17 protein-coding genes are annotated in these 14380 nt (G+C 39.6%); 1 reads left to right on the top strand and 16 read right to left on the bottom strand.

Annotated elements, in window-relative coordinates:
* Nucleotides 1-6: 6 nt before the first annotated feature.
* The 13 genes from P5G49_RS09050 to P5G49_RS09110 all read right to left on the bottom strand — a co-directional run bounded on the left by P5G49_RS09050 (nt 7) and on the right by P5G49_RS09110 (nt 11446).
* Nucleotides 7-1080 (bottom strand): Ger(x)C family spore germination protein, encoded by a 1074-nt coding sequence (locus tag P5G49_RS09050; protein WP_301243223.1) that lies wholly within the window; start codon nt 1078-1080, stop codon nt 7-9.
* Nucleotides 1077-2096 carry a GerAB/ArcD/ProY family transporter gene (locus P5G49_RS09055; RefSeq protein ID WP_301243225.1) on the bottom strand — a complete coding sequence of 340 codons (1020 nt, stop codon included), beginning with the start codon at nt 2094-2096 and terminating at the stop codon, nt 1077-1079. The genes P5G49_RS09050 and P5G49_RS09055 overlap by 4 nt, the downstream gene beginning before the upstream one ends.
* On the bottom strand, nt 2093-3523 hold the full coding sequence (locus tag P5G49_RS09060) for a spore germination protein (protein WP_301243227.1): 1431 nt from the start codon (nt 3521-3523) through the stop codon (nt 2093-2095). The genes P5G49_RS09055 and P5G49_RS09060 overlap by 4 nt, the downstream gene beginning before the upstream one ends.
* 98 nt (nt 3524-3621) lie before the next feature.
* A complete protein-coding gene (locus P5G49_RS09065) occupies nt 3622-4437 on the bottom strand; it encodes a CAP domain-containing protein (RefSeq protein ID WP_301243229.1) in 816 nt (271 codons plus the stop codon).
* Between the two features lie 196 nt (nt 4438-4633).
* A complete protein-coding gene (locus P5G49_RS09070; protein WP_301243231.1) occupies nt 4634-5527 on the bottom strand; it encodes a CobW family GTP-binding protein in 894 nt (297 codons plus the stop codon).
* A gap of 82 nt (nt 5528-5609) precedes the next feature.
* A complete protein-coding gene (locus P5G49_RS09075; RefSeq protein ID WP_301243233.1) occupies nt 5610-7106 on the bottom strand; it encodes a lmo1851 family serine protease in 1497 nt (498 codons plus the stop codon).
* Between the two features lie 81 nt (nt 7107-7187).
* Complete coding sequence (gene deoD, locus P5G49_RS09080; protein WP_301243236.1) at nt 7188-7889, bottom strand: purine-nucleoside phosphorylase; 702 nt, start codon at nt 7887-7889, stop codon at nt 7188-7190.
* Nucleotides 7890-7962: 73 nt separating this feature from the next.
* Nucleotides 7963-8184: a YozE family protein gene (locus tag P5G49_RS09085; RefSeq protein ID WP_301243238.1), complete on the bottom strand. Its 222-nt coding sequence runs from the start codon at nt 8182-8184 to the stop codon at nt 7963-7965.
* Nucleotides 8185-8198: 14 nt separating this feature from the next.
* Nucleotides 8199-8624, bottom strand: a complete 426-nt coding sequence (gene msrB, locus P5G49_RS09090) for a peptide-methionine (R)-S-oxide reductase MsrB (protein ID WP_301243240.1) — start codon at nt 8622-8624, stop codon at nt 8199-8201.
* Complete coding sequence (gene msrA, locus P5G49_RS09095) at nt 8621-9151, bottom strand: peptide-methionine (S)-S-oxide reductase MsrA (protein WP_301243242.1); 531 nt, start codon at nt 9149-9151, stop codon at nt 8621-8623. Before msrA ends, msrB begins: the two co-directional genes overlap by 4 nt.
* Nucleotides 9152-9163: 12 nt before the next feature.
* Complete coding sequence (locus P5G49_RS09100; RefSeq protein WP_301243244.1) at nt 9164-9736, bottom strand: YpmS family protein; 573 nt, start codon at nt 9734-9736, stop codon at nt 9164-9166.
* A gap of 12 nt (nt 9737-9748) precedes the next feature.
* Nucleotides 9749-10561, bottom strand: a complete 813-nt coding sequence (locus P5G49_RS09105) for a GDSL-type esterase/lipase family protein (protein ID WP_301243246.1) — start codon at nt 10559-10561, stop codon at nt 9749-9751.
* A gap of 45 nt (nt 10562-10606) precedes the next feature.
* Entirely contained in the window at nt 10607-11446 is an 840-nt protein-coding gene (locus P5G49_RS09110; protein WP_301243526.1) for a DegV family protein, read from the bottom strand.
* A gap of 87 nt (nt 11447-11533) precedes the next feature.
* Between P5G49_RS09110 and trhA the strand changes: the two genes are divergently transcribed.
* A complete protein-coding gene (gene trhA, locus P5G49_RS09115; RefSeq protein WP_301243248.1) occupies nt 11534-12169 on the top strand; it encodes a PAQR family membrane homeostasis protein TrhA in 636 nt (211 codons plus the stop codon).
* Nucleotides 12170-12185: 16 nt separating this feature from the next.
* Here the strand turns inward: trhA and P5G49_RS09120 are convergent, their stop codons facing one another.
* From P5G49_RS09120 to P5G49_RS09130, 3 genes are read right to left on the bottom strand one after another with little or no spacing between them, the layout of a single operon-like run.
* Nucleotides 12186-12668 (bottom strand): dihydrofolate reductase, encoded by a 483-nt coding sequence (locus P5G49_RS09120; protein WP_301243250.1) that lies wholly within the window; start codon nt 12666-12668, stop codon nt 12186-12188.
* Between the two features lie 25 nt (nt 12669-12693).
* Nucleotides 12694-13638, bottom strand: a complete 945-nt coding sequence (locus tag P5G49_RS09125; RefSeq protein ID WP_301243252.1) for a thymidylate synthase — start codon at nt 13636-13638, stop codon at nt 12694-12696.
* A 57-nt stretch (nt 13639-13695) separates the two neighbouring features.
* The gene (locus tag P5G49_RS09130) at nt 13696-14298 is read right to left on the bottom strand and encodes a YpjP family protein (protein ID WP_301243254.1); all 603 of its coding nucleotides are present in this window, start codon (nt 14296-14298) and stop codon (nt 13696-13698) included.
* Between the last annotated feature and the right edge of the window lie 82 nt (nt 14299-14380).

Genomic DNA, 14380 nt, shown 5'->3' on the forward strand with positions numbered 1-14380 from the left:
GATTTTTCAATCATAAATACTTGTCCTTTTCATTTTCATTGTCACGTTGACTTCAATCGGCAAAGTGGAGTATGTTTCGCTCCAGTCGCCCTTATTCCACATCTTTTGGTGAAATGCATGAACGGTTCGCCCAAAACCGATAATATCGCTCTTATTTTCTTGTGTTTTTTTTATAATTTTATCAAAGTCCTTCTTAATCTCGGCAGAAAGGAAGTTTTCGGTCTCTCTTCTGATATTCTTGCTATTCAAGTTGTTGTTAGGGAATTCCACAACACTGAAGTTAATAACGTAGTTCACACTGATCCGGTCATTGGAAATTTTCATTTTACGACGGGTGTTGATAATTTCAATCGTGATGGGGCTATCCCTCTCCTTCCAATGAAAACTTAGGCGAGTGTACTTTCCTTGTTGCTTTTTCATAACTCCCGCCAAAACCGCTTCTTGTTTTTTCAGTGTTGCACCCGTATATTTTCCATGGCTGAACAACGCAATCCCTTCAATGGTTGGAATTCCATTATCATTGATAGTCAAATACGGCAAACTTAGATCGATTGTATCATCAAGGAGTATTTTTACCGACTCTCCCATTGTGTTTTCCGTAATATATGAATAGAGGACGGCCGTACGGAGTAATTCTGGATAGAAATCAGCAACCTCTGTATTTAAATCTCCCGGAGGTTTAAAATATTGTTCCATATCCCCTTCAACGATTGCCAAATAACTTGTAATCCGATTCCGCGGTGACCTGAAAAACATATCCAATTGTTCATGTAATTCGTTTTTAGCAATCTCACTAGATACTAATAATACTTCAAGATGGGTAAAATCAAGTGCTTCCATCGTGCGGTGGTTTGCATCCTCTCTAGCACTTCTTCCTGAAATCCCACTTCCTTCGGACTGAGTGTAGCTTATAGTATCATTGTGAAAAGTTGGATACGAAAAAAACTCTTTCACCTGTCCGCCTGAAGTTGTTATCCCCATGACAGGAACAATTGTTACATCTTTGTATTGGGATTCATCCCAACAGCCACCAAGGAAAATTGACGGAATTGCAAGAAGTGCTAAAACAACTTTTCTCATTGCTTTCCCCTCCTATTCATCAAGATAACAACAGCCGGAAAAAATACAGAAAACACGATATGTGCGTAGATAGAAACTTGCCGAATAATTTCAATCCGATCTTTCGTTGCCAAGAAGGTTGAAGTAATTACAATCAGGACATGAAAGAGAATGATGAAACGATTACTTGGACTTTTATAGTGTGTTTTTCGTACATGAATACACATGAATATATAGATTGAAATTGTAATTATGCTCCAACTTATCCATATAAAAAGGAAAAACAGGTCAAGCCGTTCAACGAATGTAACTTTTTGAAACTTTAATAAATAAAGAAGAGGCTCAGTGACGAACTTGAAACCGTTCAAAGGGAAAAAAAGTAATACAAAAATCAGTCCAGTAAAGAAAAATAAAAACCATATACTTTGGTAAATAAAAAGCGGTTTACCATTCACTTTCTCATCAGCTTTGACATACTTCCTCAGAAACAAAAACATTTCAACTCCAATGAATGTTGCCTGCACAAAGAATAACCCTTTTAACATAGACTTGTAATCAGTAACATCAATCGGGAAAAGATAAGTCCATACAAGTTCTGGTAAAGCCATGAATAGAAAAAGGACGAAAAAAGGAATCATCGGTAAAATGATTACTGGTAAATTGATAAGCGTTTCAGGTTTCCTTGTATTCGCATACAATGAAACCCCTACCATAAAGGCCATCGTGACAATCTGAGGGGTGTTTGGAAAGAGCCAAATGGCAATTGTGTAATTGATATAAGCTAAAAAAGAGACGATGATAAAAAACCAATAGACTATATATAAATGAGATACAAACGGACCCGGATTGAACCGTTTATGAAACTTTTCGAATAGAAAAAGTTGCAAATAATGCAAGAGGCCCGCGAGGATGAACAAAACCCAAGAATTTGTACCACTAACATCAATTAATCGTGATTGAAACGAAAGGAATACCGTTCCTGTCTGAAAGACGAACAATAGCAAGAAAAACTGGATTCTTGATAACGTGAACATCATGATTTCCGGCCTTTCTTTTTACTGATGAAAGTGAATGTTTTTTGCTGTTTATGAAACTTGGTATAGGGTGAACGGAGGAAGATGTCCATGAATCTTGTCGTATCCAATGGGATGAATGGAGCAAAATAGGGCTGTTTCAAAGACGACAATGTCAAAAGATGGATAGTCAATATCATCATTCCGATTGCCATACCAAAAAAACCGAAAAGTGCCGCTGCAATCATGAATGGGAATCTTAATATCCGAATTGACATATTCATTTCAGCTGTAGGTACAACAAAACTCGAAATGGCTGTCAGAGCAACAACAATCACCATTAAATTCGATACGAGACCAGCACTGACAATTGCATCACCAATAATCAACCCCCCGACAACACCAATCGTCTGCCCGATCGGCTTCGGAAGCCTAATACTGGCCTCCCTTATCAATTCGATGAACACTTCCAATATAAACGCTTCAAAAATTGGGCGGTAGGGAATTTCGTTAATTGCAAGTTTAACTTTTTTACTTAATTCGATAGGTAATATCTCCGAGTGAAAGCTGACTACCGCAATATAAAATGCTGGTAGAAAGATTGCCATCACTAAGCTTATTATTCGCAGGAGCCTGAAAAAGGAACCAATTATTACACGCCCATTAAAATCATCCGGAGATTGAAAAAATGAGAAAAACGTAACGGGAGCAATCATAGCACTTGGTGAATTATCAGCAAATAGAGCAATCTTCCCTTCCATCAAATTAAAGACAACCCGATCCGGTCGTTCAGTATAGAGTAACTGAGGAAAAGGAGAATACACTGATCCCTCAAGATAATCTTCGATTTCTCCTGTATTTAATATGTTTATATCTCTTACATCTTCTAATTTAGTTTCAAATAGTTTGACTACATCTTTATCCGCGATCGTATCGATATATAGATAGGTCATTGTTGTACTTGTATCTGCACCGATTTCCATCGATTTGACCACAAGATCCTTTCTATGAAGTTTTTGTCGGATAAGTGTAAGGTTTATTTGTGTGCTTTCAACAAAGCCATCATGCGGGCCTCTGACAACCTGTTCTGTTTCCGGTTCACTCGGCGTCCTGCCCGATGTGTTAGGTGCTGAGACAGTCAACATCAGTTGAGATTCTTCAAAAATGATTACTGTCTGTCCACTGCACACGGATTTAACTAACTCCTCTTCAGAATATGGTTTAACGTCGGATGCTGCTGTTTTCCCCCAGTTGTTCGTTTTCTCCAATGCCCGTTGCCGAATGATGTCAATCTGTTTGTTTGCTTCCGTTGGATCAGCCAGCGAAGAATAATAACAAAGGATTCCTTTCCCCATTGGCCATTCGACATCTATTATTACGAAATCCATTGAATTGTAAAAAAGCTGTTTCAAACTCTTCTTACTGATCACCGGCTTATTATCACTACCCATGTATTTCACCTCACGGCTAAAGTATCGCCGCCACTGAACGCTTTTATGCAAAAAAAAGAACATGGACGGGGACTTCCCGACCATGTTCTTTCCATCTATTATTTTTGAATGAATTGTTGTGTCCAGTAATTGCCGTTTTGAACAAAACCAATACCAATATGCGTGAACTCTGGTGTTAATATGTTTTGTCTATGACCTGGAGACTCCATCCATGCTTTTACGACTTCTTCAGCAGAACGTTGACCCATTGCGATGTTTTCAGCAGCTGAGCGATAAGAAACGCCATTCGCTTTCATTTGATCGAACGGAGAACCGTACGTTGGGCTGTTATGATCGAAATAATTGTTCTTGGACATATCTGCAGACTTTTGACGTGCAGATGCCATTAATTTCTCATCAATTTGCAATGGCTTCAAACCTGCTTTTTGTCTTTCAACATTAGTTAAGTCCAGAACTGCTTTTTCAATTGCAGAAACAGAAGTATTCTGCGTTGAATTCGAAGTTTCTGAAACAGTATTTGAAGGCTGTTGTTGTTGTGTTTCTGTTGGTCTAGCTTGTTCTACAGGATTAGCTTGTTCAGCCGGCTTTTCTACAGGTTTAGCTTCCTCTACTGGTTTGGCCTGTTCAACTGGCTTTGATTGTCCACCATTTTTAGTTACAGTGGATGGTTGTTGCCATGTGAATTGGTAACCAAACTGTTTATTGAATGCGTCCAAGTATTTATTTAATAACTCACCGCGGTTTCCTTCTTGGTTGTAAATTGAAGTTACCTGCCCTTGTACGCTATAGCATTCTATTTTTGTTTTTGCGTATTTAACTACATTATCATTATTATGATAAGAAGCTTCAACACTATTGTTGTTCGGCAGTAAGAGCGCCGAACCGAGTAAGATGACAGCTACCGATTTTTTCATCTCTTAACTCCTCCCTTCGCAATCTATCATAACGTAAGGAAGAAAATTAAGAGTTGGAGTGATTTGCCAATAAACCCAATAGAATTCTAAACACCTTACCTAAGGCGACTCATAAACAACTAAATTGGCTACTTTTGGTCGACAAGTCTATTATTTCATCTAAAAGGGGGTTGACAATTCTCAGACAAGTAGACGTCTACATGTATTCTATCTGACTGACCCCTTCACCAATTAGAACTAGCCGTGCCTCCATCTTAATGTATTCAGGCATCCAATTTACTAAACCATATGCATATTGGAATAGAAATGGATTTTTAGTTCCCTTTAGAGGTACGTATCCTTTCATCCTGTATACTGTATCCGGCAACGATTGGACCCAAGCTTCAAACTCTGCTTTGTCAACATCTTTCTCAAACGTTATTAACTTGGATGTCAAAGGAAGGTGCTTACCTGAAATGACAGTTTTCATATCCGCTTCTTTCATAGTCGACAGGGTTGCTTCGATAAATGAAAAAGATAACTTAGCATTTGTTGTCTGAATAACTTGCGCTGTACCGTTAAAATTAGAGAGCTCCATTGAAACAGTCGCCAACTCTTCCTCTGTTAATAGGTCTGTTTTATTGGCGAGTAATATATGGGCGTGTCTAATTTGTTCCAAGAATAATGAACGTATTTGAGGCGACATTTTGTCACGTTCAAGCCATCTTTTAGAGTCGGCAACTGTTACAATACCCTTCACACAAAGTTTTTCGGCAAATAAAGGAGAATAGACAGCATCTAATGCCTCCACAGGATGCGCAGCGCCTGTAGTCTCAATTAAAATAACATCCATGTCATATTCTTCCAAAAGCCCTTGCAATTGAGCTTCTGTATTTTCTGAGCCTGTGCAGCAAATACAACCGTTAAGGAGTTCCTTAAGTGGTACGTCCTGTGATTGACCGACAGTATCAGAATCTATGGAGATTGAACCAAATTCATTCATAAGAACTGCAGGCTTCCTTCCCATCTCTTTCAACTCTGCGATTAAACTCATCAATAAAGATGTTTTACCACTACCTAAAAACCCACTCAATAAATATACATCGATCATATTAACACCTCATTTTAATAAAAACATTAAAAAAGCAGAGGGGGGAAACCGAAATTCCTCCTCTGCTTCGATTGTTGAATAATTACTTAATGGTATCCATTAATATTTCCTTAGCCTTTAATAACTGAGGATCTTCATCATGCATTTTGGTCCTCAATCGATTCATTAAACCGAAAGTTGTATCTCCAATGATTATTCCATCCTCATCCAGAGACAATTCCCGTTGCAGTGATTTTACCGCTTCTTCGGTTTTTGCATCAAATAGACCGTCAACTTCTCCTGGGTCAAATCCAATCGCGCTTAACATTTCCTCGGCCGTTTTCACTGCTGGTGATATCATTCCTTCCTTCATCTCCACAGTTGGATCAAGGAACGGAAGCATTGCATATGTCGGATACTGGACTTCTATATCGGGTTCGATTCCTTTTTCATGAATCCAATTACCATCAGGCGTTAGCCATTTTGCCGTGGTTAGCTTCAAATTGGAACCATCCGATAAATTCTTAGGAGTTTGAACAGTTCCTTTACCGTAGGTTTTGATACCAATTAGTGGAACATTTGCCGATTCCTTTAATGCACCTGCTAAGATTTCGGATGCAGACGCACTTCCGTCATCTATGATCATTGCTACTGGAACTTTCACTTTACGACCATCAGACGCAACATAAACTTCAGGGTTACTGCCTTTCCCTTGATATTGGAAAAGATTCTTATTCTTTTCTACAAAGAGATCAGAAATATCGATTGCGGTATTTAGCATTCCTCCTGGGTTTTGGCGAACATCTATAATCAGTCCTTCCATACCCTTGGCTTCCATATCATCCAACGCAGTAAGCAATTCATCATACGTATGTTCAGAGAAACTAGTAATCCGGATATGCGCTATATTGTTTTCAAGCATTTCGGTATAGACGGTTTCAATCGGAATAACGTCCCGTTCTATCAATACATCGAATGGTTCACCCATCTCCCCCCGACGCACTGTTAATGTTACTGTCGTCCCTTTTTCACCGCGTATAAGTAAAACCGCTTCAGATGAAGACATACCTTGAATGCTTTTTCCATCCACTGCGATGATCAAGTCGTTTGGCAATAGACCTGCTTTTTCTGCAGGTGAATTTTTAATCGGAGAGACGATGTTTATATACCCATTCAATTCCTGAATTTCCGCTCCGATGCCTTCGAAACTTGAAGAGATGCTTTCATTTAGTTGTCTTGCTTCCTTTTCATTCAAATAATCTGAAAATGGATCTCCAAGTGCATCAATCATTCCATTGATGGCCCCATCGATGACAGCTGTTTCATCAATTTCATTAAAGTAGGTTTTCTTCAATTCATCATACGCATCGAATAACTTTTTAAATTCCTTGCGCTCAATTGTTGGATTTTGTGGACTGACCACTTCTACGACCTTATCTTCACCTGTTGTCAGTGCAAAAAATGTTACAGCGGCCGTTGTTAACACCAAGCCGAATATGAGCATGACCAAGGAGAACGGCTTTATTTGTATAAAACGTTTAGCAGGTGGTTGGTAGTTCGTTTCGTTTTCCTGTTCAACGTTTTTCTCTTTTTCGTCCATCCCATTCCCCACTTTCCTTCCGAGATTGTCCATTCAAAAAAAGGACCGCAAAGTTGCAGCAAGCGGTCCAAAGGTGCGCTATTATTGAATTGCAGCGTCTAACGCAACAATAATCATGTCATTGAAAGTTGTCTGGCGCTCTTCCGCAGTGGTAACTTCCCCAGTCAAGATATGGTCACTGACTGTTAAAACAGATAGAGCCTGTCTACCGAATTTTGCAGCTAATGTGTAAAGAGCTGCTGTTTCCATTTCAACAGCTAAGACGCCATATTGAGCAAGTTTCTCATGCTCTGCATGTTCGTTATAGAAGAAGTCTTCAGTATATACATTTCCTACTTTTAAATTCAGCCCTTTTTCTACTCCAGCATTATAAGCTTTCAATAGTAAATCGAAGTCAGCAGTTGGTGCAAAGTCAACTCCATTAAAGAATGTTCTATTGATCGGTGAGTTTGTTGTCGCTGTTTGAGCTAAGATAACATCACGTACCTTAACGTCTTTTTGAATCGCTCCGCAAGTTCCAACGCGGATTAACTTTTGTACATCATATTCCTGCATTAATTCATTAATATAGATCGATATGGAAGGGACTCCCATGCCTGTTCCTTGAACAGAGATTCGCTTCCCTTTGTAGGTTCCCGTATAACCAAACATATTCCGAACTTCATTGTACTGGGTAACATCCTCTAAAAACGTCTCTGCGATATATTTAGCTCGTAATGGATCCCCAGGAAGAAGAATCGTCTCCGCGATATCGCCTTTTTTTGCATTGATATGTATACTCATTTTTAATGCCCTCACTTTCAAATTTCTTCCTTCATCATACAGTCATTCGCTATACTTTGCAATTATGACAGTATTAGCGAACACGTTCTTGGTACAATTCAAATAATTCATCAAATACAACACTTGGCATTTCAGGATCTGCTTTTTCTTCTAAATATCTGGAGAGTGGATCAAATCCCCTCTCATCTTTTGGAAAGCTTTGATCATTGAACATTGCCTCGGCAAAGACGCTCATTGAATCGTCTTTCTTTCCTCCGCGAAAAGATAGTGCAAATTGATAAAAAGAACGATCCATCATCGTTCCTCCCTTCATTCAGTAAATAGGGATGTATATTGTCCATACCCTTCTTCTTCAAGCTTACTGACAGGTATGAAGCAGAGAGCAGCAGAATTGATGCAATACCTCAGGCCCTCTGGACCAGGTCCATCGGGAAAAACATGCCCCAAATGGGAATCGGCTGTTTTACTGCGCACTTCGGTTCTACGCATACCATGGCTTGAATCGAAATGCTCCGTCACTTCTTCACTTACAATCGGTTTAGTGAAGCTTGGCCAACCACAACCGGCATCGTATTTATCTTTCGAACTGAACAAAGGCTTACCTGAAACGATATCGACGTAGATGCCCTCTTCATAATGGTTGTCATATTCATTTTGAAAAGGCGGCTCAGTTCCATTTTCCTGTGTTACATAATACTGCATTGCAGTTAGTTCGTTTTTAAGGTCTTCTTTCATTCCTCTTCACCCCAATGATTTATTTTGAAAGCCACGCGCCCCGAGCCAATTGCGTAACGGTTATAATGGGAGGGGTTTTTCAAATAATAGTTTTGGTGTCCCTCCTCAGCCGGATAGAAAGGTTTTGCTGGTAGGATTTCGGTCTGAATCTCCTTTGAGAATTTACCGGAAGCCTCGAGGTCGTGTTTTGATTGATGCGCCTTTTCATATTGTTCCGGTGAAGTCGTATAAATAGCCGTTTGGTAGGATTCTCCGCGATCAAAAAATTGCCCTCCGGCATCAGTCGGATCGATTTGGCGCCAGAAGATGGATAGAAGTTCTTCATAAGAGATGATTTCGTCTTCAAATGTGATTTCAACCGCTTCACGATGACCCGTCGTATTTGTGCATACAAGTTCATAGCTTGGATTTTCTACATCGCCTCCAGTGTACCCGGAAACAACCGAAATCACTCCATCGTAACGGTCAAACGGTTTTACCATACACCAGAAACAACCTCCAGCAAATATAGCTTTTTGAATAGTCATTGTCATCTCTCCTTATTTATTCGGAATTGTCACTTCAAGCTCGATATTATCTTCCTTAAGATTAAACGACTTCGCTTTTATCAGTATGTCTCCTGAAACCGGTAATTCCGATAAATTGATGAAAATTTCTTCTTCTTTTGCCCTTACAACCATCCATTCGGGTAAATCAATGGTGTCACGTAATATTTCAAGTACAGTGGAAGGGGGAAAGTTAAAATCACCGATTTCTAATGATGATTGTTTGAGGAGTAAATTTCCGTCCTCTAAAACTACCGGATCAAAATGCATGATGACCGGCAATGTAAATCCAAATACCGTCAATTTGGAAACTAAAATGACATCTTCCCTTATTACCATTGTTACAGGAAGGGGCTCTCCCTTCATCGCTTTTTGGATATAAGTATTAGCCAAAGATTCAAGGTCTTTCTTGGTTGCTTTAATACTTAAAACACTTCCCCTAACAGAGCGTTCATATGAAGGAAGCGGCCCTGAGTCTTTAGGGCTATCAATATATAGCACTAACGCAATTATGCCCGTTACAATTAATCCTAACAGACTGAAAAATGCTATTTTCCATATGTTCACAATCGACCACCCCTACATATCCAATTTCCCATCCGACAGTTCACTCAAACCACAACTATCGACTTTTTCGATAAAGCGGTTTGCCATGTTTTCATATCCTTTTGCATTCGGATGAAAGAAATCGGTATGGTAAACCATGTTTTCATTGCTGATAAATAGATCACTCACTGGCACAAAACACGCTTTACCATCCATGATCGTTTGAATTTCTATTGCCTCATTCCAGTCTTCTATAATCGTATTAAATTCATTCGCTTCTGCAATGACAATTGACAAGGGATTGTAAAGTCCTGCTACTATAATCACTGCATCGCCGTTTAACCCTCGGATCATCTTGAATATTTCGTCAAGCCGATTTTCAAATTTACCTAATTCGATGTAAAAAGGTCCTGTCTTCAAATCGAAGAGATTTTCTTTGACGATTTTCATCATGTCGTTTCCGCCAATTGTCATATAAATGACATCCGCTTTCTTGATAGACGCTTGAATTTCCGGGTCTTCAAGCTGTTTGATGAGTTGATCGCTACGTCTACCTCTTTTTGCTAAGTTTTCAGCATGAAGTTCTTTTACGCCTTTCCAATAATTCATTGCAAGTGCCACCCGACCAAAATAGCCACCCCTTTTCAGCTCATCTCCAACGCCTTGGGTTAACGAATCACCAAGCCCGATGACAGTGATATTTTCAGGGATGAAATAATCAGGGACCATATATTCCTTAAACGCAATCTCTTCCCTTTCGAAAAAGGGTTCCGGTTGGGAAATGCTTTTTTCCTGACAACCTGTCAAAACGAATGAGAAGATGATCACTATGAATATTCTTCTCATAAACACAGTTCTCCTTTATTTATTTTTTGATTAATCCGTGCCCTCTTAATCTGTATAGTACATAAATCCAATTGCACCTTCACCTGTATGGGTGCTTATAATCGGAGAAGTGAATGAGAATTTAACATCCTTCCATCCGGATTCCTCAATCAATTGCAAGAGCGGTTCTGCCATCGCCATTCCGTTTGCATGTGAAATTCCGATTGACTTTATGATCTTCCCTGCCGTATCTTCTTTGAATGCTTTGTACAGATGGGAGACTACTTGTCTATGACTGCGCGCTTTGCCTACTGGTGTATATACTCCTTCTTGAAGAGTCGCGATAGGTTTAATGTTCAATAGGGAGCCTATCATCGCTTTCCCTTTTCCAACACGGCCACCTTTCACGAGATTATCAAGCATATCTACTACGACAAACAAAGTCGTGTTTTTCCTCACATCTTTCAATCGTTCTTCGATTTCCTGTACACTCTTTCCTTCACTAGCCATTTTTGCTGCTTCGACAACTTGGAATGTTAAAGCATGCGAAATATACATCGAGTCGATGACAGTAACTTTAGAATCTGTCATTTGAGCAGCGGCTTCAGCTGATTTTACTGTTCCGCTCATGCCGCCAGTCATATGAATTGAAATAATTTCACTTCCATCTTCTCCAAGGCGATCGTATAGTTCTTTGAAAACTCCAGTAGCGGGCTGAGAGCTTTTCGGAAGTTCTTTACTACTTTTCATCTTTTCCATGAACGAATCGGGTTTCAAGTCGATTTTATCTGTGTAAGTTTCCCCGTCGATGTGAATAGTAAGTGGCACGACATGGATATCGTATTTGTCTGTATAGTTTTCGATCAAGTCAGCTGTCGAATCAGTGACAATGTGTATTTTTTTTATATTCATAATAGAGCACTTCCCTAGTCATATTGGAGATTATTATCTTATTTTAGTATAGTAATGGTAACGGAAGGGAGAAATGTGTATATGACTGAAGCATTTGATTATAAAAATCCGAGAGAAGAGCTATGGAACGCAATCACTCACGGTCTTGGATTTCTGTTAAGCATTCCTGCGCTCGTTCTGCTAATTATAGATGGTATTAACCATGGAACGGCTACAGCCGTCGTCAGCTTTTCTATATTCGGTGTGTCCACGCTTCTATTATTTCTAATGAGCACATTACTCCACAGTATGCCCGTCAAAGTTAAGAAATTGTTCTCAATTTTTGACCATTCGGCAATTTACATCTTGATTGCTGGAACCTATACGCCGTTTCTATTGGTCACAATTAAAGGTGTGCTTGGCTGGACCCTTTTTGGAGTTATTTGGGGTCTTGCGATTGTCGGTGTTCTTTTTAAAGTCTTTTTTATTCATAAATACGAGGCTTTGTCTCTTGTTTTCTATATTGTAATGGGTTGGCTGATTGTGTTTGCGATTAAGCCGCTTTATGAGCAGTTGCCAATTGAAGGAATTATTCTCTTAGTTTTAGGTGGAGTATTCTACACTTTTGGTTCCATTTTTTATGCGTGGAGAAAGATTCCTTACAATCATGCTATTTGGCATATTTTCGTCATTGCTGGCAGTGCCTGTATGTTTTTCAGCGTCCTCCTTTATGTTTGATTGAGGACGCTGTTTTTTATTCTTTATCGAATATTAAATATGAATAAGGAATGCCGTCTTGTGTGAGATGGTCTTCAGATTCGGAGATGAGTTTCCAGCTGCCGTCGTCGTACTCAGGGAAGAAGGTGTCTCCTTCGTAGCTGTTTCGAATGACGGTGATGTATAGACGGTCAGCAATCGGCATTGATAATTTGAAAATTTCCGCGCCACCAATAATAACGACTTCCTCCGAATATTCTTTTCCTCGTTGAATCGCTTCATGCAGGTCATGTACAACTTCGGCGCCTTCAACTGAATAACCTTCATTTCTTGTAATGATTATATTCAATCTTCCTGGCAACAGCCTTCCGATCGATTCGTACGTTTTACGGCCCATGATAATCGCTTTTCCCATCGTCACTTTTTTAAAGTACTTCAATTCCTCAGGGATATGCCAAGGCATTTTATTATCTATGCCGATGACACGGTTCAAGTCAACGGCTACAAGTAATGAAATCATCTTATACTTCCTCTCCTGATAGACGTTATACAGCTATTGGCGCTTTAATTTTTGGATATGGATCATAACCCTCAACAGATATGTCCTCGTATGTGAGGTCGAATATTGTCGATTTGCCGTTCATATCGATGTGTAATGTCGGTAAATCCTTAGGAGTCCTCGATAACTGTTCTTTCACTTGTTCGATATGATTCAAATAGATGTGGGCGTCTCCTAGTGTGTGTACGAATTCTCCGACTTCCAAACCGCATTCGATGGCAATTAATTGAATGAGCAATGCATAAGAGGCAATGTTAAAAGGGACACCAAGGAAGACGTCTGCACTCCGTTGATACAGTTGACAAGAAAGCTTTCCGTCTGCAACATAGAACTGGAACAGTGCATGACAAGGCGGTAAGGCCATATCATTCACCTCAGAAGGATTCCACCCTGTGACGATATGTCTTCTTGAGTCAGGATTATTTTTGATTCCTTCGATTAGAGCAGCGATTTGATCGACCGAATCATTCCCTGTTGTCCATGAACGCCATTGCTTGCCGTAAATCGGCCCAAGATCACCAAACTTTTCTGCAAAGGCTTCGTCTTCTACAATGTTTTTTTTGTATAGTTCCATCTGCACTTTATATACAGCAGCGAATTGGTCATCTTGTTGACTGCGTCTGCCGAAATCCGTCATATCGGGTCCTGTGTACTCTTCGCTTTTAACCCAACGTTCGAATCCCCATTCATCCCAAATTGGATTTCGGTCTTCGATCAATGTCTTCAAATTTGTATCCCCTTTAAGGAACCAAAGAAGCTCAGATGCGATTAATCGGAACGCAGTTTTCTTTGTAGTCATAAGGGGAAAACCCTTTTGCAAGTCGTATCTCATTTGATAGCCGAAAACGCTTATTGTCCCCGTCCCCGTTCTATCTTCCTTAACAGTTCCATGTTCAATGATATGAGCACACAGCTCCAAGTATTGTATCATATTACCAATTCCTCCTTACACTTAAATGTCAGTATAACAAAAACCGCCGAAATGGTCTTATGATAACCATTTCGGCGGTGTGTTTTTCGACCAATAGATATCCCCTAATGAATGATGGACGGTGAAATCATCATCGGCTGTGTGATAGTGGAAGTTGTAGAAATACCCATCTTGTGGCCTTTTCTCTGTTCGCACATGGAATCGGATAAGGTCTTTTTTCGCCTCTGTGTCGGAAACGTGAAATATCTTTTCGGCATAGTTACCTGAAGGCGTTTCTGTAATTGATATTCTTCCGTTATCCAGGCCACCAGCGGATGCGACTGTCGATTCAATGACCTCAGACATTTTTGGGAAGATGACTTGATCGAATTCATGTTTGATGACGGGACCGATTCTTGAACCAAATTTCAAATAAACAAGCTCTTTGGCAGGATTAAACAATATCTCCTCTATGGAAGGTGTCTGTGCAAAGATCTCCCGTTCAAATATCGAATCCTCAAGTCCTAATTGAAGACCATGTTTCTGTAAGGACGGTAAATCGGTTTCTCTTGTATCATCTTTTGGTTGAAGGGTTGTCCATATTTCATGGCTTGGCGATATTACTCCAAGTGTCAGGACCGCAACAATTGCAATGAATAATTTTTGGAAGTACTTTTTCATCTTCATCACCTGCTTTTTGTTTTGTACGATTTACTTATATAGTATTTACGTAAAAGGTTTGAAAAGGTTTCTTATTTCTTAG

It is taken from the genome of Sporosarcina highlanderae, from assembly GCF_030433715.1.
GTDB lineage: Bacteria > Bacillota > Bacilli > Bacillales_A > Planococcaceae > Sporosarcina > Sporosarcina highlanderae.

Coding starts and splice junctions, on each gene's coding strand:
- P5G49_RS09050 (WP_301243223.1), bottom strand. CDS start 1,080: ATGAGAAAAGTTGTTTTAGCACTTCTTGCAATTCCGTCAATTTTCCTT.
- deoD (WP_301243236.1), bottom strand. CDS start 7,889: ATGAGTATACATATCAATGCAAAAAAAGGCGATATCGCGGAGACGATT.
- P5G49_RS09060 (WP_301243227.1), bottom strand. CDS start 3,523: ATGGGTAGTGATAATAAGCCGGTGATCAGTAAGAAGAGTTTGAAACAG.
- P5G49_RS09070 (WP_301243231.1), bottom strand. CDS start 5,527: ATGATCGATGTATATTTATTGAGTGGGTTTTTAGGTAGTGGTAAAACA.
- P5G49_RS09105 (WP_301243246.1), bottom strand. CDS start 10,561: ATGAGAAGAATATTCATAGTGATCATCTTCTCATTCGTTTTGACAGGT.
- trhA (WP_301243248.1), top strand. CDS start 11,534: ATGACTGAAGCATTTGATTATAAAAATCCGAGAGAAGAGCTATGGAAC.
- P5G49_RS09125 (WP_301243252.1), bottom strand. CDS start 13,638: ATGATACAATACTTGGAGCTGTGTGCTCATATCATTGAACATGGAACT.
- P5G49_RS09085 (WP_301243238.1), bottom strand. CDS start 8,184: ATGGATCGTTCTTTTTATCAATTTGCACTATCTTTTCGCGGAGGAAAG.
- P5G49_RS09120 (WP_301243250.1), bottom strand. CDS start 12,668: ATGATTTCATTACTTGTAGCCGTTGACTTGAACCGTGTCATCGGCATA.
- msrB (WP_301243240.1), bottom strand. CDS start 8,624: ATGAAAGAAGACCTTAAAAACGAACTAACTGCAATGCAGTATTATGTA.
- P5G49_RS09065 (WP_301243229.1), bottom strand. CDS start 4,437: ATGAAAAAATCGGTAGCTGTCATCTTACTCGGTTCGGCGCTCTTACTG.
- P5G49_RS09130 (WP_301243254.1), bottom strand. CDS start 14,298: ATGAAAAAGTACTTCCAAAAATTATTCATTGCAATTGTTGCGGTCCTG.
- P5G49_RS09075 (WP_301243233.1), bottom strand. CDS start 7,106: ATGGACGAAAAAGAGAAAAACGTTGAACAGGAAAACGAAACGAACTAC.
- P5G49_RS09055 (WP_301243225.1), bottom strand. CDS start 2,096: ATGATGTTCACGTTATCAAGAATCCAGTTTTTCTTGCTATTGTTCGTC.
- msrA (WP_301243242.1), bottom strand. CDS start 9,151: ATGACTATTCAAAAAGCTATATTTGCTGGAGGTTGTTTCTGGTGTATG.